This window comes from Bacillus sp. FSL M8-0256, assembly GCF_038005765.1.
Lineage (GTDB): Bacteria > Bacillota > Bacilli > Bacillales > Bacillaceae > Bacillus > Bacillus safensis.
Window position 1 is genome coordinate 2,285,617 of record NZ_JBBOTU010000001.1, and the last position, 20,409, is coordinate 2,306,025.

Here is a 20,409-nt window from a genome sequence, read left to right on the forward strand (position 1 = left end):
CGTTTACAAGCCAGTTGACAACCATAAACGGTGTAAACATGAAAAAGCATGACACCCGTTCACTGTGTCATGCTTTACTTATGCCCTTGGATGGAATTTGTGATACACATCTTTCAGTCTTGTTTTCGTCACATGTGTATAAATTTGTGTTGTCGAGATATCGGCATGTCCGAGCATCTCCTGTACAGCTCTTAAGTCCGCACCGTTTTCAAGCAGGTGTGTAGCAAATGAATGCCTGAGCGTATGAGGCGTTAGTTCCTTTTGAATCCCTGCTTCGATGGCTCGTTTTTTTAAGTTCTTCCAGAAGCCCTGGCGCGACATTTTTTTCCCGTGATGATTGAGAAATAGGGCATCGGACGGCTGTTTTTTTAACAGCTTGCTTCTTCCCTTTTCGAGATATTCTTCAATCGCGCTTGCAGCAGCTTCACCGATTGGCACAATACGCTCTTTTCTTCCTTTTCCAAAACAGCGGACAAAGCCCATTGTGAGGTGTACATCGGCAAGGGTCAGATCCAGCATTTCACTGACGCGAATGCCTGTTGCATATAAGAGCTCAAGCATCGCTTTGTCTCGGTAGTCAAAGGGAGTGTGCTGATTTGGTGTATCAAGCAGCTTTTCGACCTCTCCTAATGATAGAACTTTCGGTAAAGTCCGCTCTGTTTTTTGCGTTTCAATGTTCCATGACGGGTCATCCGTTGTCACTTTTTCCCGAAGCAGAAATTGATGAAAGGAACGAATCGATGATAGATGCCGTACAGACGTTTTACTCGATTTCCCTTCCTCTTTTAGCTGCTTTAAATAATGAATGATATGCAGACGCGTGACATCGCGAATATCCGTCAGCTGTTCATGTGTCATTAAAAAAGACAAGTAGTTTTGTAAATCTCTTTTATAAGAAACAATGGTATTTTCAGAGAGTCCTCTCTCTACGGTCATAAAATGAATAAAGTCGGATAATTGATCGTTCAATGATTTCTACTCCCCGTTTTGATAAAAATAAATCAATCGATCTAGCCAATTGTCTTGATTCGGCTGATCCATTTCCATCACTTTAATTGCTGCACCCTCTGGTTTATCATAACGATGGTAGCTTTCATATTCTGAATTTATCCATATCATAGCATAATAGAACAGGACGGTAAAACCAGTGAACAAGATAAATACTTTGATCACTTCACCTGTTGTTTTGAGCCATTTTCGCATGATCTTCAAGTCCTTTCTCACCTTCTCATTACTTCAGCATATGCCAGGTGGGACAAGGAATATACAGCGAAAATGCAAAAAACCTCTTCATCTTAAATGAAAAGGTTCCAATTCGGATTATTTGCCGGATTCATCATCATGACACCGGTGGCAAATACCATGGAATGTCAATCTATGATCCTTAATTTTAAATTTCCAGTCACGTTCAATAATCTCTTCGACATCTTCTAATAAATCATCTTCTATCTCATCGACTGTTCCGCATTCCATGCAGACAAGATGATGATGGAAGTGAGCGGCTCCTTCTTTGCGAAGATCATATCGCGAAACGCCGTCTCCAAAGTTAATTTTATCAACAACTTTCAGTTCAGTGAGCAATTCTAACGTCCGATAAACAGTAGCAAGACCAATTTCAGGAGACTTCTCTTTTACGAGGAGGTATACATCTTCTGCACTTAAATGGTCTTCTTCATTCTCAAGCAGTACTCTTACTGTGGCTTCACGCTGTGGCGTGAGCTTGTAGCTGGAAGAATGAAGCTGTTTCTTAATTCGATCAATCCTATTTTCCATTGACTTTCCCTCCTACGCCACATTACTTGATCATTATATCAAATGATGTGCTGAGAGCCAACTATAATCATTTTAAATTGATAAATAAATTGATTATTAATTAATAACAATTATAAAAGAACACCTGCCAGCTTTTTCATCAGCATGAATGATATGTACGATTCAAAAAAAGACGAAAGTGCAGCAAGCGCTAAAATCATCAGCAGAACTGATGCATACCGGCCAAACCACTGGACGGGTGCTTGACTGATGGTTTTTTTCATGAAGAGCTGTCCAATGAGACGGATGGAAAACGCAATCGCACAAGTGCCAATTACTAAATAGGCTGGAATGAGCAAAATGTTTTGCGGAAGCACCGATACGAACGAGAGAAAAAATCCACTCAGCCCCATTTGATTCACGAGAAAACCAACAGTAAACCCAACAACAATTCCTTTTAAAAAGATCATAAGAAAGATAAGCGGCAGACCAACGATGGAGATTCCCAGAATCCACATAAGGCCTAAATATTTCATATGATGCAGGAAGCTTTGTAAAAACATTTCTTTTGATTCTGCTGCTTTCTCATTTGTCAGCTGACCAAAAAATTGATTTAAATAATAGAATAAATCCTCTTTCTGGCTGAATGTCATGCTATTGACAATGATGGCCCCGAAGATCACACCCATTAAAAAGAGTACAGAGACAAATAAATAAATCGAGAGATGATCTTTTACGTGCTGAAGAAGATGCTCCTTCCAAGACTTTTTGCGCATGTGTCTTCCTCCCAAATAGTAAGGTTACTAGATTCTATGAGAGAGATTACGAAACATGACAGTTTTATCGAAAGAAAAAAGAGAAAGCAGCCTGCTCACTGCTTTCTCTTTTTCATTTATCGTGCGGCTTTTTGTACATTCACAAGCCCGGCACCATAATAAAAAGGTTCTCCAAGCTTTGTCGCCGTTTTTGACAATCTCTCGCGTACTTCATCGTTTGTCAGATTCGGATGTTTTGATAGAATGACAGCCGCAGCGCCCGCTACATGCGGTGATGCCATTGACGTTCCGCTCATGTAGCCGTATTCGTTATGAGGAATGGTGCTCAGCGTTGAAACGCCTGGTGCTGAGACTTCGATTTCCTCGCCAACAGATGAATCAAAGGCTCTTTGCTTTTTTTGGTCAACAGAGGCAACCGCCATCACTGAGCTGTATTTAGCCGGATAGTCAATCGTATTGAGAGAGCCATAGCTTCCTTCATTCCCTGCAGAAGCCACAATGAGAATCCCTTTATCATACGCTCGATCTACCGCTTCTTTCAGCGCCTCAGATTCACTTGCTCCTCCCATACTAATATTGATGACATCCATGTCATTCTCAATGGCCCATTCAATCCCTTTTATGATCCAGCTATAGTAGCCGTCACCATTTTCATCTGCCACCTTGACAGCATAGATAGAAGCTTTTGGCGCAACACCAACGACACCTATCTTATTATCTAATGCGGCAATTGTGCCTGCCACATGCGTTCCATGTTCATGCGGATCAACAAGCGGATCAGACTCTGCCGGTACAAAGCTCACCCCGCCGGTGACATGTAAATCCTCATGTTTACCGTCGATGCCGCTGTCAAGAACGGCTACTTTGACATTCTGTCCAGCGTATCCTTGTTTATGTACCTTTTGTGCTTTGATGCTTTTGATGCCGTATGGAACAGTTTGACCGCTAGTTTTTGCTTTTTGGTCTTCCTCGATGAAGGTCACTTCTTTTGCTTCATTCAGTTTCTTTTTCGAAGTCTCATTCAATGACACTTTCATCATATCTATTTGCTCTATGGATTCTTTCACATGCCCGCCAGCTTCTTCTACAAGCTGTTTTTGGGTTTTGTCTTGAACGGAAGAAGAAAAGCCGATCATGTACTCTTTTTTTGCTTGCTCCTTTGCAGAAATATCTGACGCGCCAAACATGACCGATGCCACAAGCACACTTGCCATACAAAGCCCTGCTCCAAATGACTTGACGTTCACGATACTCACTCTCCCTTTCGTTTCTTTTTGTCATTTAACTACATTTTTAGACAAAAAGAAACGACCGTTTGTCCTATTTTTTAAAATTTTTCCATTTATTTGATCTAGTTGTCACAAAAAAGCAAAATAAAAATGCTTATGATCCTCTTGATAGTGATCATAAGCATTTCGTCCTTTATGTTTTTTCATCATATGCTGCAAGGCTTCTTGTTTTGTTTTTGTCTTCCTTTCGTGTGTGCTAAAATGCGGCATGTTTCCTCTCGACAGTTCTGGATTTCGGCTGTGCTGCCTTTGGATATGCTCTCGTTTTTTCTTTGCTCTGCTTTTTCCCATTTGGCAAAACCCCTTTCATTGACGTTATGATACACGATGTTTCATAAAAAAGATAGACGTATACACGTCTATCTTTCTGTTTTCACCATATCAAGATGCGGAATCCCATCTTCATCATAAACATCTGAGACGGCCTTGAAACCAAATGATTCGTAAAATGACTTCAGGTAGGCTTGCGCCTGTATCTTGACACTTGTTTCACCTAATTCGCTAAGCTTTTCTAAAGCCTTGATGAGCAGCAGCTTTCCATAGCCTTTTTTCCGGCCGGCCTGCGTCACAAGAACGCGGCCGATGGACGCCTCTTTGTACATGATCCCGTTTTGGAAAATGCGGCAATACGCCACAATGACGCCGTTCTCTTTTGCGATGAGATGAAGCGCCTCTTGGTCCCTGTGATCAATTTCAGGGTAAGGGCATGTTTGTTCTACAACAAACACGTTGACTCTTTCCATGAGAATCAAGTAAAGATCCTCTTTTGACAATTGTTCAAATGTGTGACATGTCCATTTAATGTGACTCATGATTGATATCCACCTTACCGTACACTCCGCCTCCACCAGCGATGAGTCCGACTTCGCCCTTCCTTGCTTTGATGATGTAGCCCGCTGTCTTTTCTGGCAGAACGGCTTTTAGTTCTTGTTCTGTTGCTTGATGTAAAATATTCATCTCTGTGTGAAACACGGCCTTTAGCTTCTCCAGTGTTTTAGGTCCAACTCCCGGAATAAACTGAAGCGGAAGCTGGTGAACATAAGGAGGTCTCGTTCTTTTTTCACTTTCTTGGTCAGCAAGCTCTTCTAAACGTTCACTTACTCCTTTTGTCATCCGTGTATGTCCGCATACATGGCACTCTTTTTGATCTGGTGCGTGAGGTCTAACCCCGCATTTTTCGCAGGTCGTATGATAATACTTCCCAAGCCGCGGAGCAAGTCCATAATTTCCTGTAACAGCTCTGCCATCTTTTTCTTCAAGGGCTAGCTTGAATTCGGCAAAAGAGGCATGATCCATTTTGATTTTTGTATATTCCCGCGCGATTTTCCCTAAAGAATGAGCATCTGAATTCGTTAAAAAGGGATACCGGTTCAGCTCACTCAACTGGGACGCCATTGACGTATCACAGCTAAGACCAAGCTCAACAGCATCAATAAGGTCAGGATCAAATACTTCCGTCAAAGAAGTGTTGACCCCTTTGCCGTATAGACTTTTATGCGGCGTAAAAATATGAGCAGGAATAAACAAACCTCCCAGCTCCTTAACCTTGCGCTGAAGTGTTTTCCCATCAACATAGAGGCGCTGTGAACTCAAATGTACATTTTTCATATGAAGCGAAAGCCATGCGGAAAACTCAGACATTTTGTGTAGTGTGGGCATAAATGCCAGCACATGAATCGGTCCCTTTGAATGGTCATCATTGATTTCTAATTCACTGCCTAAAAGCAGCACTGTCTCTCCAAATGATAGACCGCCGTCATTTAGTTCAGTGTACCTGCCTTCCTCTACACCTTCTATTAATTCTTCTAGGACTTCTGGAGATTGTGCATCAATCACACCAATCATCCCCATCCCTTTACTTTCTGCTGCTTCAATAAGAATTTGATCAATTGTCAGTGACCTTGCACCTGTAATTTTGACAGCTCTGCCTGTTCTTGTTCTGCCAATATGGATATGGATGTCTGCAAAAAATTCCTTCATTTTGTTGACTCAAGTACCTCTTGCAGTTGTAAGTACTGAATGGCATAGGCTGTTTTTGCATCATAAATATGCTGCTCTTCAATGAGGTGCAAGGCTTCTTCTAATGAAACTTCCATTACTTCGACAAATTCATCTTCATCCAGCTCTCTTTTTTCTTCAAGCGGAACTAGCTGATCTGCTAGATAGATGTGAACAATTTCATCTGCAAAACCAGGTGATGTATAAAAGGCCGTCAGCTTTTGAAGCTGCTGAGTTGTATATCCTGTTTCTTCTTCTAATTCTCTTAATGCTGTATGTGCCGGCTCTTCCCCTTTTTCTAGTTTTCCGGCCGGAATTTCAACGATGGCTCTCTCTAGTGCTTTACGGTATTGTTTGACTAAGATGATTTTATTTTCGTCTGTACGTGCAATGACGGCTACTGCACCAGGATGTTTAATGATTTCGCGTTTGCCTTGTTTTCCATTAGGCAATTCTACATCTTCAAGAACCAAATCAATGATTTTTCCGTTGTATAATTCTTTAGACGATAATGTTTTTTCTTCAAAGTCCTTCAATTTTGTCAGCTCCTCGTTCTACTTTCACTTTTTACTTCATTTATTTTAACATAGATGATTTAAGAGAAGCGAAAAGCGAAACGCTTGCTTCAATGCGCCATTTGAAATCACCTAGCTTGAATTCCTGATTTTTTTCACTTAATGTGAAAGGATAGGAGTGTGATGGAATTGAAAAAAAGACGAATTGGCACCTCAGATCTCTTAGTGAGCGAGGCGGCACTAGGATGCATGTCTCTTGGGACGGAAAAAGAAAAAGCGCTCTCTTTATTAGATGAGGCCATTGATCTCGGAATTAACTATTTGGATACAGCCGATTTATATGATTTTGGGACAAATGAGGAAATTGTCGGGGAAGCCATTAAAAACAGACGGCAGGATTTGATTTTGGCGACAAAAGGCGGCAACCGCTTTGAAAAAGGCAAACCAGGCTGGGACTGGAATCCTTCAAAAGCGTACATAAAGGAAGCAGTAAAACAAAGCCTCAAGCGGCTTCAAACAGATTATATTGATTTATATCAATTGCACGGAGGCACGATTGATGACCCCATTGATGAAACGATTGAGGCTTTTGAAGAGTTAGTAGAGGAAGGCGTAATTCGCTATTATGGCATTTCATCTATCCGTCCAAATGTCATTAAAGAATATGCCAAAAAGTCCAATATCGTAAGCGTGATGATGCAATATAGTTTACTCGACCGCCGCCCAGAAGAATGGTTCTCTCTACTTGAAGAACAAAGCATTAGTGTCGTCGCAAGAGGCCCTTTAGCGAAAGGATTATTAACTGAAAAGCCACTTTCTCAAGCAAGTGCAGCGATTCAAAAAAACGGCTATCTTCAATATTCATTTGAAGAGCTTCAGCAGATCATTCCTTCTTTAAAGAAAGTCGCTTATGACCTATCACTCACTGAACTGTCCATTCAGTATATACTGAAACATTCTGCGGTCAGTTCCGTTGTATTTGGTGCAAGCTCAGTGGATCAGTTAAAAGAAAATATAGCAGCAGCAAATGCACGTTCATTAAGTGACCAAGAAGTCAAAGCAGTAACTTACTATACAAAACCATCTGTGTATGAAACGCACCGGTTCAAATAACAAAAAAGATCATATGATGTGATCTCTCAGATTGTAGAAAAACTCATGTTTTTCTACAATCTTTTTATTTTAGCGTATGTATGATACTAGTGTTTCTCTATTAAATGAGGAGGGGCTAAAAGCCCCGTTATCCTTATCTTGCACTTTCATAATATGCATAATTTCCAGATTTGCCTTTAAGATAAAATGTAGTACCAAAGCGACTGAAACTATTTGCAAAAGAACCATTATCTGAATACATACATAGTCGATTACTTGCGCCTTTAAAAGGGGTTACAGAACAATCTACAATTGAAGTAGCCTTTGTACTCAAATCAGCATTCGTTAAATCATTTGTAGCAAGAGCTTGTCCAGAAACAGGTAAAAGCAATCCTAAAGATAAAGCGACTCCAGCCATTGTTTTTCTCAATTTCATGTGAATCATCTCCATTCCCAAATTTTGTAATGCACCTTCATTATAAGGAGAATAATCCTCTATCAAAAGGGTCTTAATGACCATATTTTCAATAAAAAGGAATTTAAATAATTCAATACTCACCTTTTTACTTCTATCTTAAACATAAGTTATGGGATTTCGTTCGTTTGACTGTAGATATCATACTGTCACAATTCTGAAATGAAGTGATGTGAAGGGGGAAGAAGTGCTTTTCTCTTTTAGCACTTCTATGTTTCTGCTGTGGATCTATCTTAAAATGATGGTATGAAAAAAGAGAGCATCATCGCCCTCTTTTTTAGCTTTTATACTTTCTCCAGTCTAAATGGCTTTCATCTAGCAGCTCTGAAAAGCTTTTGTTTTTTTCTTTTTCTTTCTGCTGCCGAAGGAGGTCTTGTCGTTTTTGTTCTTCTCTTTTTTCTGTTTCGACGGCAAGGTTCTGCTTCATTTGAAGAAGCTGCTGTTTGACATCATCGTTTATGCCGTCCTTTAATTTCACTTGATCTTGTTTGGTCTTTTTCATTGTGCCTCTCTCCTTTTGACTTAGTGTATCATCCGTTTTATTTTCTGAGCAAGAGGCACGCCAATCTCCCAAGATGTGGTATGATCGTCATAGAAAAAACTCCGGAAAGGAAGAATCGGCTAGATGAAGAAATGGATCGCTATATTTGCCTTCATATTATGTCCACTCGCTGCAATCGGCATTTTTTTCACCAATAAAATGATGTATATTCGAAAATTAACGGATGAAGAGCTCATCAAACGAGAATCAGATGGAGGCCATTATCATCATGAGGAATTTCAACAGCTTAAAAAAGAGAAAGTGTGTATTCCTTCAGCATTTGGTTATGATCTCCATGGCTATTTTGTGCCGTATCCACATACAACACGCACAATCGTCCTTTGCCACGGTGTTACAGTCAGCTTGATTAACTCCGTTAAGTATATGAAATTATTCCAAAAGCTCGGATGGAATGTGATGCTTTATGATCATAGAAGACATGGAATGAGCGGCGGGAAAACCACAAGTTATGGATATTATGAAAAAGAAGATCTAGCAAAGATCATAAAGTGGCTCAGACAAAAACTCGGAGAAAGTGCCATCATTGGGATACACGGGGAATCAATGGGTGCAGTCACGACCTTGTTATATGCTGCAAAGCCAGAAGCAAACGCCAATTTTTACATAGCAGACTGTCCTTTTGCTTCTTTTGAGGACCAGCTTCTTTATCGATTAAAAACAGATTTTCGCCTTTCAGGAGAGTGGATTCTTCCACTAAGTGATCAAGTGTTAAAATGGCGGGACGGATACCGCATCCGGCAAGTTTCCCCTCTTGATGTGATTGATCAGGTGAAAGAACCTGTACTTTTTATTCATAGCCGCCATGACGACTATATCCCCTGTGAGCAAAGTCAGCAGTTATATGCACGAAAAAAGGGTGACAAACAGTTATTTATTGCGCCACACGGTGCGCATGCAATGTCTTTTAGCGAAAATAAGGAAGCTTATGAGCAAGAAATTCAAGCATTTCTTCAAAGATTTGAATTGAATGAAAATAAAAGAGGAGAATGAACAGCAGTTCGTCCCCTCTTTTTGAGCTAACTTATACGATAGTCACCACTGTTGTATGGTGTCTGCCCGCAAGCTCCATATGGCTCTCTTCCGATTGCTGCTGACTCATGACCGATAATCCTGCAGTTGCTGCCAATAAAAGAACTATCAAACTCGTTTTCATATAAATGACCCCCATTTTGAATTTTTGATATGGCTTGAATTTTCCTTTCGTAAAACCGGGTAGATACTTCAAACAGTCCAAGCTCATTGTAATAATGAGCCGCATCAAGTGCCAATTCCTCAATATCTGGGTATAAGCGCTTGTCCTCGAGCAGGTCTAATGTATCGTCTATGATTGTTATGTCTGCATCAACGTATAATGCTTTTAAGAACTGAAATTTGCAGATGTAAATCTCATCTTCTAATTCACAGGCCTTCATAATACCTTGTTGATAGAGGGTTAACGACTCTTCTATTTGTTTTTGTTTAAACAGGATTTGTGTCAGCATAAATAGTGGGTCTAGAGAGCGATTAAGATGGGTTAAATTCTCCTTTTCAAACACTTCAATAGAGTCTTTCAGATAACGGCTTGCTTCCGCAAGATCGTTCATTTGATAATAACAGTTACCTAAGTTGAAAAGGGCCGAACCTATGACTCGAGGGTTTCCAATTGAGCGTGCTCGCTTTAGAGCATTTTTAAAGTAGGGCAATGCATGTTCATAGCATTTCAAATCATCATAGTTTGCACCAATGACAAATTCACAGTGGATGATTCTCAGCGTGTACGTTCTGTAGGCAGAATACGTATCTAACGCTTGCAAGGCATAGTGCATCGAAAAGTGGGTTTGTTTCATGTGGTAGTAAATTTCTGCTAATTTAAAGTAAAATTCTGCTCTTTCTATATCATCTGATATGAGATTGAGCTTTTTTTCTGCTGAGCGGTAATAAGCAATGGCACTTAAATAGTTTCTCTGTTCAAATTCAAACATTCCTGTGAAAAAATGAACATAGTATTCAAGCATATCCGTTAATTTCGTTTGTGAATGTTCAATCGTTTCTAGCAAATTCTTAATCTCTTCATCATTCGAGGCTTTCTTTGCCGGTTCAAAATATTCAAGCATCACCTTGTGGCGAAAATCCATCAGCTGGTAAAACAATAACAAGTTTTGATCCTGCTCCATCTCCAGGATTTCCTGCTCGATCTCCGCCTTCAGCTTCTCTGCTTTCATCACATGAAATCCGCAAATCTGCCTATACCATTCGTTTATTTTGATTCCAACCTGAGGCGATGACAGCTTGAGCTTCAATTCACTTTAGCACCTCCCTTCTCATATACGATACATGTTGTATTCTATCACATTTCCTCGAATGGAAGAAATATGAAATGTCATTTTTCGCAAAGTTTTCGGTATCCCGCAATTAACGCTACAAATGCCTATTTTTCGGCATTTACAGCCATTATTTTTTTATTTCCAGCTTGCTCATTTTGTCGAATTGTTTGTTGAAAAACGGCTTTTTCCGTTCCCAAAAGATCATTTTCCGGATTAGACAGCCGTGCGGTTTGATGAGATGATGACCGCACGAAAAAAACCCTTCCGAAAAAGGGCTTTTATAATACATCTGTTACTTGGTCCATATTCTCTTTGATCCAATTGACAGCCAATTCGAGCGTTGGAAATTCTTCTGTTTCAAATGTGACTTCATCTTGAAGAAGCCAAACGTCCTTTTTCACCGAATCCATTCCACCTATTGACCAGTGCAAAAGGCTATAGGGATGATTGTTATTTAAAAACGACACCCATGTTTTATTTTGTGCCGTATTTTGTATCACTTTTAGCTTTTGATCCACTACATTTCCACCTTACTTTACAAGTATACCCATTCTCGGGCTGAGTATTTGTTGAGGACTTTTCAACATGAGTGTGTTGGCTTTTTCGTTAAAATCAATCGTCATTTCCTCGTCAAAAAAGACCTTTTGTGCTGTGTGTATGTACAGCTTAAAGAGCTGATTATGCTTGAGTTCTTCCCATTCGCCTGTTCTTTCACCTGTGAGCCAAATCATTGGGACACCGCTTACCGCACAGCCGCACCCATCTGAATCATATCGAAGGAGCAGTTCTTTTGATTCATGCCCTGCTTGTTGTTTTGTAAGGAACGCTGCTGCTGGTTCTGTTATATGAATATACATGCCGAACATCCTTTTTTCGTTGATTGTTACATTGTAACATATCAGTCATCAATTAAACATGTTCACGCCCTGTTAGCTCTTATGTCTGATCATTTGTCTTTAACTGGTCTGACCAATTGTACGCTTCTTGTTCAATTTCTTTAATGAGCTCATCTTTTCCTTTGATATAACTTGCCATATCTTCAGGATAGGCTTTTGCCAATTGACGCTTTTTATCTGCATAGGCTTTGGCACGATCAGGTGCAGCTTTTAAATAATCTCGGAACACCAAATGCCTTTTTATATCATCATGTCCGGCTTCATAGGCGTGAACGTGATGTGTTCGGTTCAAGCCGCCTTTTCTAAAAAAACGTCTTCCCTTGAGTCCATTTTCTCCGAGCGGTTCATATCCAAGCTGGCGAAACAGGGGGTTACACTCATCTAACGTGCTGATATGCTTCACCTCTAGCAAGATATCAATAATTGGCTTAGCCGCCATTCCTATGACTGACGTACTGCCAATATGGTGGCCATATACCCAGTTGTCGCCAACTATCTTTTTCAGCTTGTCATGCTCATCTTGAAATTGTTTTGGCCAGCTCGATTGGTATTCAATCACTTCCACCTTTCGAAGCATCAAACGTTCCATCTTTGTTAACATCAGCTTGTTTTCCACCTGCAAACGGGCCTTCTGTTTAAACCCTAGTTTTTCATAAAGCTTGATTGCTGGTGTATTTGCCTCTGCTGTTGTGAGCTCGACTGTTTTTTGATACTGGATAATGGATTGCAGGAGCGCTGTCCCGATTCCTTGATTGACATGTTGTGGGTGCACAGCTAACCGGCTGAGGATGATCCGATCATCATGCAGTTCATATGAAGCGATTCCTAACAAATGCCCCTCTTTTTCAAAGCCTATGAAAATCTCATCTGTTTCTATTATGTCTTGAACTGTTTCTTTTAAGGGCGGTAAATCTTGATAGCCAATTTGTTCTGCCTCCCGCTGATATGCAGCCAATTGGATATGTAACAGCTCTTTCGCTTGTTCTTCATTTTTTTGATCCAGTCTGATGATCATGCTTTCGCCTCCAGCTTTTTCACAAATAGCACCCGGTCTTCATGAATGCCGTCGTAATCTGAAAAAACTGAAATACCATCCACTGTTTTATCTCCCTTTTCTATCTGAAAACCGAGCTTTGTATGGTAAGCAATCGAGACTTTATTGACAGGAGCTGTAATAGCCTTAATCGTTGTTCTTCCTTCCTTTTCAGCCGCTTCATAAAACGCTTGATAGAGAATTTTGCCAATCTTCAATTTCCGGTGGTCTGGATGTACCCCAACAAAGTGAATATACGCTTCATCTGAATGCGATTGCGATAAAAAACCGACTAGAAAGCCGATCAGTTCACCTTTTTCAACAACGACAAAACTTGTTTGCTGAAAATGTTCGAAAAATAGCTTTGGCAATTTCGCGCGTAAATCTCTGCCTCCCCACCAGCTTTGAATGACGGATGTGACCGCATAAAAATCTGACGGCTTCACTTGACGTATCATGATGGCCTCGCCCCTTTTCATTTTTAGCTGTACCGCTCTTTTTTCACAAAAATCAACTGTTTCAATAGTCTACCTGTCTGATCAATTGTTTGTAAAGGTGATGTATCAGCCTTTTTTCCTTTCAGCTTTGTTGGTTCTTCGTTCTTTTGCTGTCATCTCCTTTTAAATCTTCACACTTATTTCAAAAAGTTCACTTTTTATGCGAAAGATCCATTCTTTTGTTATGTTAAAATTGTTCATATAAGAAATGTAACAAATGTTTATTGGAGATGATGATATTGGTTTGGATTGTTACTTCACTTGTTGTGTTTAGTCTTTTAAAGCTGCTTGTCACTTCGCTGCCTTCGGGTGTTGTTGAACGCCTTTTTAGTCGTTATGCGGTGCATGCAAAAGTAACAAGTGATCAAACAACGATGACGTTTCAAGGACGTCCACTCGATGATCAGCAAACATCCGAAATTATTCAACATTTTAATGATGCGATCTTTATTGAACGCTATTATATTTATCCTGGTGACGAAGAGCGTTTTCTTCATCCGCAGGAAGGGCCGGCGCCGCTTACCATGCAAACAAAGCTTGGCAAGCATGATGTAACCCTTTATCTGTATCATTACGATGACCACGTGGATGTGGTGCGACAGTTTACCCATAAGCCTAAGAAAAAACTAACGGCCTATCGTTTGCGTTCTGAGCCGCTCCAAACATCCAACAACTTGGCACATGCTTAAAATGACTCATTTTACCCAGATGAGACGAAGTGGAGACACTTCGTCTTTTTTGTATGGATTTACACTCTTCTCTTTGAATGATTTACCAGTATCAATTTCACCTTCTGGCGGTTAAAATGTATACAGAACATACGTTCTAAGGGGTGAAAATCATGAATGAACGAGCCATTCTGCTTGTGGATATGCAGTCGTTTTATGCGTCAGTCGAAAAAGTGGAGGCTCCCCATTTGAAGGATGTGCCGCTCATCGTCTCAGGAGATCCCGAGCGTCGAAGCGGGGTCGTACTTGCAGCCTGCCCGCTCGCTAAAAAACGGGGCGTACAAAATGCATCAAGATTATGGGAAGCAAAGGAGAAATGCCCTGAAGCCGTCGTCGTACGTCCACGTATGCAGCGCTACCTTGATGTCTCTGTCATGATGACAGAACTGCTTGAACAATACACAGATCTTGTCGAACCCTATTCAATTGATGAACAGTTTCTTGATATTACGGGAAGTGTGACACTACTCGGTTCGCCCCGCGAGATCGCTCAAAATATACAAACGACCATTATGAACCAGACAGGCATTTACGCACGTGTTGGGATTGGCCCTAATAAAGTGCTCGCTAAAATGGCCTGTGACCATTTTGCTAAAAAAAACAAATCTGGCATCTATGAACTTCGTGCAGACCGGGTTGCGGCTGATTTATGGCCGCTTCCGATTGGAAAATTATTTGGCGTCGGCAAACGGATGGAGCACCATTTAAAACGAATGGGCATCAGTACCATCGGGACGCTTGCTGCTTATCCGTTAGACCGGCTAAAAAAACGCTGGGGAATCAACGGGGAGCTTCTGCAGCGAACTGCTTTAGGACACGACCCTTCCCCGGTCACTCTTCACACACATGATCAGCAAAAAGCGGTTGGGCATCATATGACCCTTCCCCATGATTATGCGTCCTTTGAGGACATCAAAGTCGCCCTTCTTGAATTGAGTGAAGAAGTGGCAAGACGTGCGCGCTTTAAGCATTATGTTGGGCAAACGGTGTCTGTTGGCGTAAGAGGCGCTGATTTTTCTCATCCGACTGGATTTCATAGACAAATCAAGCTCCATTCCCCCACACAGTACGGGAGAGATATTGCAGACGCAGCTATTCAGCTATGTCAGCAGCACTGGGACGGCCAGCCCATTCGCAGTGTAGGTATTACTCTCTCGCAGCTGCAGCCTGACAGCCAATATCAGCTGAGTTTATTTGATCACCATTTCAAAAAAGACAGACTCAGCAAAGTATTTGATGCGATCCATATGAAGTATGGACCTGCTGCACTCTTGCACGCCTCGTCACTAACAAGCGCAGGACAGGCGTATCACCGCGCCGAAAAAATTGGTGGACATTACAAATAACGGAGGCGAACAGCCATGAATCCCAATAAATTAACACCTGGATACAACATCATGTGGGAATCAAGCCGAATGATGCTCCCAGAGCACCGTGAACAGCTGCTTGCTCAAAAACGAAAGAAAAAAGAATACACACCTCCTCCGCTGAGCACTGATCAGCTAGAGGAAATGAATTTTTTGATCACACAGTCGATTACAGAGGACCAAGCGATTTGCGTAACATATGCTGCAGCAGGTATGAAACAGCAGTTTTGGGGCTGGGTGAAAACCATTCATTATGAAACGCAGCGCATAAAAATCGTCAATGATGAAGATGTTCTCCACCTGTCCTTGCAGCAAATTGTCGCGATTGATCTTGATTAAATTGTCTTTAAGTGATCGTACGAATCAGCATACTAAAAGACATAGAAGCACCGGGAGAAAAAAACATGCTCTCCAAATTTGCGAGCTATTCGGGCCTTCTCTGCCATATGACGGATGTCTCCTCCATCAAATTGTGTATTTAATTTGCACAATTTTTCATGTATGATTGGAACATCTTAACACTCAGGGGAGAAACATCATGAAAAATAACTTACGTACTTTACATCCACTTAGTTGGACGATCATCATCGGCACCATATTCGGCCGAATGGCGACGTCCATGAGCATTCCTTTTTTGGCCGTTTATTTGACACAAGTCAAAGGGGCTTCAGCTTCTTCAGCTGGGTTAATCATTGCCGTCAGCTCCCTTATTGGGATCGTGGCGAGTTTTTACGGCGGCTATGTTTCTGACCGAATCGGCAGGAAAAAGGTCATGCTTCTATCCATCTTCGGCTGGACACTTGTCTTTGTTGGCTTTGCGTTTGCAGATGCCATTTGGGTCTTCTTTCTCATGAACGCTTTAAATGGACTGTGCCGGGCACTGTTTGAACCGACGTCTAAGGCACTCTTATCTGATGTCACCCCATCAAGTATTCGGTTGTTTGTTTTTAATTTACGGTATACGGCCATTAATATCGGGGTGATCTTCGGCCCGCTGCTTGGCTTATATCTCGGGTCATCGAAAACAACGTTTCCATTTCTTGTCGCTGCCTTCATTTATTTGTTATATGGATTAACACTGGCCTGGCAATTTCAGAAGCATCCAGTTGCTGCTCCAGAAAGTACGAAACAAATCAGCGTCAAAAAAGCCCTTTCCATTATCCAAAAAGATACGGTCTTTAGCATCATCCTCATCGGCGTTACCTTATGTTCGTTCGGGTATTCGCATTTAAGCTCAACGCTGCCTCAATACTTATCAGCGTCACCTATGATTGAGGATGGTCCTAAACTGTTTGGATATCTTTTATCTTTAAATGCAGTGGTTGTCATTGTCGTACAATATCCGCTCATCATGATTGCGAAGCGCTACTCTACCATTTTGTCGCTGACCACCGGGAATATTCTTCTTGCCGGCAGTTTGTTTGCCATTGCTTTTTCACAAAGTCTCGGCATGCTTGCTTTCATCATTGTCGTGTTTACGATTGGGGAGGTTCTGCTGTTTGCGATGATGGATCTTTTTGTAGACAATATTGCAAAGCCTGAAGTGAAGGGATCGTACTTTGGGGCGATGGGATTTTCTCAGCTCGGCAGTGTCATCGGACCATTTGTCGGCGGACTGTGCATTGACTATTTTGGCGCAGCCCATCCCCTCTCCATTTTTACGGTCTTGTCAATGATCACCATCGCAGGCGTTCCATTCTTACTCATTGGATATTACCGTCTAAAAAAGCGATCGGCAGCAGCCATAGCTGTTAAAGTAAGTGGAGATCATTAAAAAAACCGCTCTCTCGTTTGAGCGGTTTTTTCTTTATACCCGGCGGATGGCGATCTCTTCCACCTTATGCTGATCCCCTTTTTTCAAAATGAGATCAGCCCGATATTTTGTCGGTAAAATATTTTGATATAAATTAGGGCGGTTCACGGTATTCCAAATGGTGCTTGCCATTTGATCTGCCTCTTCATCCGTCAAATCTTTATATTGATGAAAGAAGGATTCAGGGTCTTGGAAGGCTGTTTCCCTTAACAAACGAAATCGTTCTTTATACCATGATTGAATTTGCGTTTCAGCGGCGTCTACATAAATCGAAAAATCAAAGAAATCTGATACAAACACACGCGGTTCATCCTTCAGATCATCCAGCGCTGGTGATTGGAGCACATTGATTCCTTCAATAATGACAATATCCGCATCCTCTACTGTTTCATACACCCCTTCAAGCCGGTCATAGGTCAGATGCGAATATACCGGGGCATGCACAGTTTGTTTACCTGATTTTAATTCATTCAAAAAAGACAGCAGGGCTTTGACATCATAGCTTTCCGGGAAGCCTTTCTTTTCCATCAGCCCTCGATCCTTTAATTCTTTTTGAGGATATAAAAAGCCATCTGTTGTCACAAGACTCACCTTCAGCCCATCTCCAAGCCTCGATAAAAGCGTTTCAATGATACGAGCCGTTGTGCTTTTCCCGACAGCTACACTTCCAGCAATCCCAATTAAAAAGGGAATTTTGGCATGATGCGGGTAGTTTAAAAAGGCATTCACATGCTGGTTTTTTTGTTTTTCTGCAAAGACATGTAATGTCAGAAAACGAATAAGCGGTATGTAAATATCTCGAACTTCTTCAAGCGATAAATAGTCATTTAACCCTTGCAGCGCTCTTGCTTCCTCTTCTGAAACAGATACCGGCATATATTCTCCAAGAGCTGCCCAGGCCTCTCTCGTATGGCGCGTGTATAGCGTATTAAAATCTAGTCGCGTGTCACTCAAAGTCTTTCCCACCAATCTTCACTAAACTCGTAACCCAAAAAGACGATAATCCGATTGTAGCTTAAAATGAAGGCGCTGTCTTTATTTTTCAACGAAAGTTTGCTTGTTTTGCGAAAAAAAAGCATTAAAAAAAGGAATATGAGGGTAAATAAGAGTATTCAGTACGATAGATAGAAGGGAGCACACTAAATGAAATATGTGATGATTGGCGGAGATGCAGCTGGAATGAGCTGCGCTATGCAAATATATAGAGAGGATCCAAATGCATACATTGTTGCTTTTGAAAAAGGAGAGATTTTCTCATATGGACAGTGCGGACTCCCCTACTTGATCGGCGGTCTCATTGATGATCACAGAAAGCTGATCGCACGCAGTGCTGAAACCTTTCGTGAGAAATATGGAATTGACGCCAGATGCTTACACGAAGTGACCTCCATTGACCCAGAGCAAAAAACAGTGTCGGGTCATCATACGAAAACAAAAGAACCCTTTACAGAAAGCTACGACCGCCTCTTAATTGCGACAGGAGCAAGCCCTGTCACACTGGATTTAGACAGCCAGCCATTAGAAGGCGTACACGTATTAAAAACCATCCCGCATGCGCTGTCCATTTTAGACCATTTAAAAAAGGACATCACACATGTCACGATCATTGGCGGTGGATATATCGGCCTTGAAATGGCTGAAAATTTAAAAGCGCTCGGAAAAAACGTACATATCATTCAGCGGGGAGCAGCACTCGGCCCGGGCTTTGACTCCGATATGGCAAAATACCTTAAAGAAGAGGCTGACGCCAAGGGCATTCACGTATCTCTTGGAGAAACGGTACAGCAATTAGAAGGCAAGTCACATGTCACAGCTGTTATCACAGACAAACAAACCATTCAAACAGATATGGTCATCATGGCCATCGGTGTCACTCCGCAAACCTCCTTTTTACATAATACCGGAATCAAGCGTCTTCAAAATGGCGCTATTGCAGTAAATGAATACATGCAAACCAATATAAAAGACATTTATGCTGCCGGTGATTGCGCTGCAACCTATCACCGCATCAAAAAATCCCTGGATTATATTCCGCTCGGCACAACTGCGAATAAACAAGGGAGAATCGCAGGCTTTCATATGACAGGGACAAACCGGGCGTTTCAAGGCGTGACTGGAACAGCCGTCATGAAATTTATGGACGTGACAGCGGGACGAACAGGCTTATCAGAAAAAGAAGCAAAAGAGGCGGACATTCCTTTCTCCGTCATCACCATTGATAGTACAGATCACGCGAAGTATTACCCAGAAGCGCAGAAAATGAAAGTGAAACTGATTTACAGAAGCGATTACCATACTTTGCTTGGTGCCCAAATCATCGGCAGAAACGGTGTAGATAAACGGATCGATATCGTGGCGGCTGCCCTTTACCAAGAGCTGACCATAACAGATCTTGAAGATTTAGATATTAGCTATGCACCGCCGTTTAACAGTGTATGGGACCCGCTTCAGCAAGCGGCAAGACGGATATAGAAAGTGTCACAATGAAGCCATACCTCAAAAAAAGAAACCAGTTCAAAACCGGTTTCTTTTTTGTTATTTTTTCATCATCGCTTTTCGTGCTGCTTTTTCAAATAAAAATGGGAATAACTGATACAATTTGCTGCCAGCGTTCATCCACCCGGGCAGATTAATCTCTCTCTTTTTCGTCATCATGGCTGATACGACCTTCCCTGCCACCTTGTCCGCACTCAGCATCATAAAATCAACGTTCTTCACATATTCACCGCTGCGGTCAGCGATGGTAAAGAAGTCTGTGGCAATCGGTCCTGGATTGACCGTTGTCACGTGAATGCCCGAGTCTGCCAGCTCCATTCTGAGGCTGTTTGAAAATCCAAGAACGGCATGCTTTGATGCGGAATAAATCGCTGATTTGGGAGTCGCAATCTTTCCTGCCTGGGATGCGATATTGATAATATGTCCCTGCCCTCTTTGCTTCATCTCAGGGATGACCTTTTTCGTGCAGGCGATTAAGCCAAACACATTCACCTCAAACATCGACACCATTTCCTCTATGGAGGCATCTTCGACGAGATCGAATACGCCAAAGCCGGCATTGTTGACCAAAATATCGACCGGCCCCACTTCTTCATACGCGCGATCAATGTCCTCAAGCTGGCTGACATCAAGCTGAGCGATGTGACACACCCCGCCAGCACTCATAATTTTTTCTTTCATACTAGTAAGCTTTTCCACTCGTCTTGCTGAAATAATGACCTCTGCGCCTTCTTCTGCTGCCAAGTACGCCATTTTTTCACCAATGCCCCCAGATGCGCCAGTAATCCAAATCCTTTTTCCTGTCAATCGCCCCATG

Annotated in this window: 25 protein-coding genes; 7 read left to right on the plus strand and 18 right to left on the minus strand. The window is 41.7% G+C overall.

Going from position 1 to position 20,409, the window contains the following annotated elements; all coding sequences use genetic code 11:
- Positions 1-78: 78 nt before the first annotated feature.
- The 9 genes from xerD to NSQ76_RS11675 all read right to left on the minus strand — a co-directional run bounded on the left by xerD (position 79) and on the right by NSQ76_RS11675 (position 6,351).
- Complete coding sequence (gene xerD, locus NSQ76_RS11635) at positions 79-969, minus strand: site-specific tyrosine recombinase XerD (protein ID WP_024422870.1); 891 nt, start codon at positions 967-969, stop codon at positions 79-81.
- A 6-nt stretch (positions 970-975) separates the two neighbouring features.
- Positions 976-1,203 (minus strand): YqzK family protein, encoded by a 228-nt coding sequence (locus tag NSQ76_RS11640; protein WP_025093028.1) that lies wholly within the window; start codon positions 1,201-1,203, stop codon positions 976-978.
- A 117-nt stretch (positions 1,204-1,320) separates the two neighbouring features.
- Positions 1,321-1,773, minus strand: a complete 453-nt coding sequence (gene fur / locus NSQ76_RS11645; protein ID WP_003215577.1) for a ferric iron uptake transcriptional regulator — start codon at positions 1,771-1,773, stop codon at positions 1,321-1,323.
- 110 nt (positions 1,774-1,883) lie between these two features.
- Positions 1,884-2,528 (minus strand): stage II sporulation protein M, encoded by a 645-nt coding sequence (gene spoIIM / locus NSQ76_RS11650; RefSeq protein ID WP_024422873.1) that lies wholly within the window; start codon positions 2,526-2,528, stop codon positions 1,884-1,886.
- 116 nt (positions 2,529-2,644) lie between these two features.
- Complete coding sequence (locus NSQ76_RS11655) at positions 2,645-3,775, minus strand: S8 family peptidase (protein WP_024428057.1); 1,131 nt, start codon at positions 3,773-3,775, stop codon at positions 2,645-2,647.
- 111 nt (positions 3,776-3,886) lie between these two features.
- A complete protein-coding gene (locus tag NSQ76_RS11660) occupies positions 3,887-4,108 on the minus strand; it encodes a hypothetical protein (RefSeq protein WP_024422875.1) in 222 nt (73 codons plus the stop codon).
- 68 nt (positions 4,109-4,176) lie between these two features.
- On the minus strand, positions 4,177-4,629 hold the full coding sequence (locus NSQ76_RS11665) for a GNAT family N-acetyltransferase (RefSeq protein WP_025093027.1): 453 nt from the start codon (positions 4,627-4,629) through the stop codon (positions 4,177-4,179).
- Positions 4,616-5,797: a TIGR00375 family protein gene (locus tag NSQ76_RS11670; protein WP_024428054.1), complete on the minus strand. Its 1,182-nt coding sequence runs from the start codon at positions 5,795-5,797 to the stop codon at positions 4,616-4,618. The genes NSQ76_RS11665 and NSQ76_RS11670 overlap by 14 nt, the downstream gene beginning before the upstream one ends.
- Positions 5,794-6,351, minus strand: a complete 558-nt coding sequence (locus NSQ76_RS11675) for an NUDIX hydrolase (protein WP_024422878.1) — start codon at positions 6,349-6,351, stop codon at positions 5,794-5,796. Before NSQ76_RS11675 ends, NSQ76_RS11670 begins: the two co-directional genes overlap by 4 nt.
- Positions 6,352-6,519: 168 nt before the next feature.
- On the opposite strand from NSQ76_RS11675, the gene NSQ76_RS11680 reads away from it, so the two are divergent.
- Positions 6,520-7,443: an aldo/keto reductase gene (locus NSQ76_RS11680; RefSeq protein WP_341055777.1), complete on the plus strand. Its 924-nt coding sequence runs from the start codon at positions 6,520-6,522 to the stop codon at positions 7,441-7,443.
- Positions 7,444-7,576: 133 nt separating this feature from the next.
- On the opposite strand, the gene NSQ76_RS11685 is transcribed toward NSQ76_RS11680, so the two are convergent.
- On the minus strand, positions 7,577-7,981 hold the full coding sequence (locus NSQ76_RS11685) for an antimicrobial peptide LCI (RefSeq protein ID WP_231506861.1): 405 nt from the start codon (positions 7,979-7,981) through the stop codon (positions 7,577-7,579).
- A gap of 193 nt (positions 7,982-8,174) precedes the next feature.
- Positions 8,175-8,399 (minus strand): YqkE family protein, encoded by a 225-nt coding sequence (locus NSQ76_RS11690; protein WP_025093024.1) that lies wholly within the window; start codon positions 8,397-8,399, stop codon positions 8,175-8,177.
- Positions 8,400-8,522: 123 nt separating this feature from the next.
- Between NSQ76_RS11690 and NSQ76_RS11695 the strand changes: the two genes are divergently transcribed.
- Positions 8,523-9,449, plus strand: a complete 927-nt coding sequence (locus tag NSQ76_RS11695; RefSeq protein WP_208946461.1) for an alpha/beta hydrolase — start codon at positions 8,523-8,525, stop codon at positions 9,447-9,449.
- 26 nt (positions 9,450-9,475) lie between these two features.
- Here NSQ76_RS11695 and NSQ76_RS11700 read toward each other — a convergent pair whose 3' ends face one another.
- The 5 genes from NSQ76_RS11700 to NSQ76_RS11720 form a co-directional block, all read right to left on the minus strand.
- Positions 9,476-10,738, minus strand: a complete 1,263-nt coding sequence (locus NSQ76_RS11700) for a response regulator aspartate phosphatase (protein WP_024428051.1) — start codon at positions 10,736-10,738, stop codon at positions 9,476-9,478.
- A 302-nt stretch (positions 10,739-11,040) separates the two neighbouring features.
- Positions 11,041-11,280, minus strand: coding sequence for a YqkC family protein (locus NSQ76_RS11705; RefSeq protein ID WP_024422884.1), 240 nt, complete (start codon positions 11,278-11,280; stop codon positions 11,041-11,043).
- A gap of 12 nt (positions 11,281-11,292) precedes the next feature.
- A complete protein-coding gene (locus tag NSQ76_RS11710; RefSeq protein WP_025093021.1) occupies positions 11,293-11,619 on the minus strand; it encodes an iron-sulfur cluster biosynthesis family protein in 327 nt (108 codons plus the stop codon).
- A gap of 79 nt (positions 11,620-11,698) precedes the next feature.
- Positions 11,699-12,673, minus strand: coding sequence for a GNAT family N-acetyltransferase (locus NSQ76_RS11715; protein WP_341053934.1), 975 nt, complete (start codon positions 12,671-12,673; stop codon positions 11,699-11,701).
- Complete coding sequence (locus tag NSQ76_RS11720) at positions 12,670-13,149, minus strand: GNAT family N-acetyltransferase (RefSeq protein ID WP_024428048.1); 480 nt, start codon at positions 13,147-13,149, stop codon at positions 12,670-12,672. The genes NSQ76_RS11715 and NSQ76_RS11720 overlap by 4 nt, the downstream gene beginning before the upstream one ends.
- 278 nt (positions 13,150-13,427) lie before the next feature.
- Between NSQ76_RS11720 and NSQ76_RS11725 the strand changes: the two genes are divergently transcribed.
- The 4 genes from NSQ76_RS11725 (at position 13,428) to NSQ76_RS11740 (ending at position 17,057) form a co-directional block, all read left to right on the plus strand.
- On the plus strand, positions 13,428-13,877 hold the full coding sequence (locus NSQ76_RS11725) for a YfmQ family protein (RefSeq protein WP_024422888.1): 450 nt from the start codon (positions 13,428-13,430) through the stop codon (positions 13,875-13,877).
- A gap of 152 nt (positions 13,878-14,029) precedes the next feature.
- Positions 14,030-15,262, plus strand: coding sequence for a DNA polymerase IV (locus NSQ76_RS11730; protein ID WP_341053937.1), 1,233 nt, complete (start codon positions 14,030-14,032; stop codon positions 15,260-15,262).
- Between the two features lie 15 nt (positions 15,263-15,277).
- A complete protein-coding gene (locus NSQ76_RS11735) occupies positions 15,278-15,622 on the plus strand; it encodes a YolD-like family protein (RefSeq protein ID WP_024428046.1) in 345 nt (114 codons plus the stop codon).
- A 199-nt stretch (positions 15,623-15,821) separates the two neighbouring features.
- Positions 15,822-17,057, plus strand: a complete 1,236-nt coding sequence (locus tag NSQ76_RS11740; RefSeq protein WP_024428045.1) for an MDR family MFS transporter — start codon at positions 15,822-15,824, stop codon at positions 17,055-17,057.
- 33 nt (positions 17,058-17,090) lie between these two features.
- Here the strand turns inward: NSQ76_RS11740 and coaA are convergent, their stop codons facing one another.
- The gene (gene coaA / locus NSQ76_RS11745; protein WP_024428044.1) at positions 17,091-18,050 is read right to left on the minus strand and encodes a type I pantothenate kinase; all 960 of its coding nucleotides are present in this window, start codon (positions 18,048-18,050) and stop codon (positions 17,091-17,093) included.
- Positions 18,051-18,239: 189 nt separating this feature from the next.
- On the opposite strand from coaA, the gene NSQ76_RS11750 reads away from it, so the two are divergent.
- On the plus strand, positions 18,240-19,568 hold the full coding sequence (locus NSQ76_RS11750) for a CoA-disulfide reductase (RefSeq protein WP_341053942.1): 1,329 nt from the start codon (positions 18,240-18,242) through the stop codon (positions 19,566-19,568).
- Between the two features lie 63 nt (positions 19,569-19,631).
- On the opposite strand, the gene NSQ76_RS11755 is transcribed toward NSQ76_RS11750, so the two are convergent.
- Positions 19,632-20,408, minus strand: coding sequence for an SDR family NAD(P)-dependent oxidoreductase (locus NSQ76_RS11755; RefSeq protein WP_341053945.1), 777 nt, complete (start codon positions 20,406-20,408; stop codon positions 19,632-19,634).
- Position 20,409 lies beyond the last annotated feature (1 nt).

Bases quoted from the DNA above. Each gene is read 5' to 3' on its own strand.
- NSQ76_RS11660 (WP_024422875.1), bottom strand. From the start codon at position 4,108: ATGGGAAAAAGCAGAGCAAAGAAAAAACGAGAGCATATCCAAAGGCAG.
- NSQ76_RS11735 (WP_024428046.1), top strand. From the start codon at position 15,278: ATGAATCCCAATAAATTAACACCTGGATACAACATCATGTGGGAATCA.
- NSQ76_RS11730 (WP_341053937.1), top strand. From the start codon at position 14,030: ATGAATGAACGAGCCATTCTGCTTGTGGATATGCAGTCGTTTTATGCG.
- NSQ76_RS11695 (WP_208946461.1), top strand. From the start codon at position 8,523: ATGAAGAAATGGATCGCTATATTTGCCTTCATATTATGTCCACTCGCT.
- NSQ76_RS11740 (WP_024428045.1), top strand. From the start codon at position 15,822: ATGAAAAATAACTTACGTACTTTACATCCACTTAGTTGGACGATCATC.
- fur (WP_003215577.1), bottom strand. From the start codon at position 1,773: ATGGAAAATAGGATTGATCGAATTAAGAAACAGCTTCATTCTTCCAGC.
- NSQ76_RS11690 (WP_025093024.1), bottom strand. From the start codon at position 8,399: ATGAAAAAGACCAAACAAGATCAAGTGAAATTAAAGGACGGCATAAAC.
- NSQ76_RS11640 (WP_025093028.1), bottom strand. From the start codon at position 1,203: ATGCGAAAATGGCTCAAAACAACAGGTGAAGTGATCAAAGTATTTATC.
- NSQ76_RS11715 (WP_341053934.1), bottom strand. From the start codon at position 12,673: ATGATCATCAGACTGGATCAAAAAAATGAAGAACAAGCGAAAGAGCTG.
- NSQ76_RS11720 (WP_024428048.1), bottom strand. From the start codon at position 13,149: ATGATACGTCAAGTGAAGCCGTCAGATTTTTATGCGGTCACATCCGTC.
- NSQ76_RS11750 (WP_341053942.1), top strand. From the start codon at position 18,240: ATGAAATATGTGATGATTGGCGGAGATGCAGCTGGAATGAGCTGCGCT.
- spoIIM (WP_024422873.1), bottom strand. From the start codon at position 2,528: ATGCGCAAAAAGTCTTGGAAGGAGCATCTTCTTCAGCACGTAAAAGAT.
- NSQ76_RS11670 (WP_024428054.1), bottom strand. From the start codon at position 5,797: ATGAAGGAATTTTTTGCAGACATCCATATCCATATTGGCAGAACAAGA.
- NSQ76_RS11665 (WP_025093027.1), bottom strand. From the start codon at position 4,629: ATGAGTCACATTAAATGGACATGTCACACATTTGAACAATTGTCAAAA.
- NSQ76_RS11710 (WP_025093021.1), bottom strand. From the start codon at position 11,619: ATGTATATTCATATAACAGAACCAGCAGCAGCGTTCCTTACAAAACAA.
- NSQ76_RS11755 (WP_341053945.1), bottom strand. From the start codon at position 20,408: ATGGGGCGATTGACAGGAAAAAGGATTTGGATTACTGGCGCATCTGGG.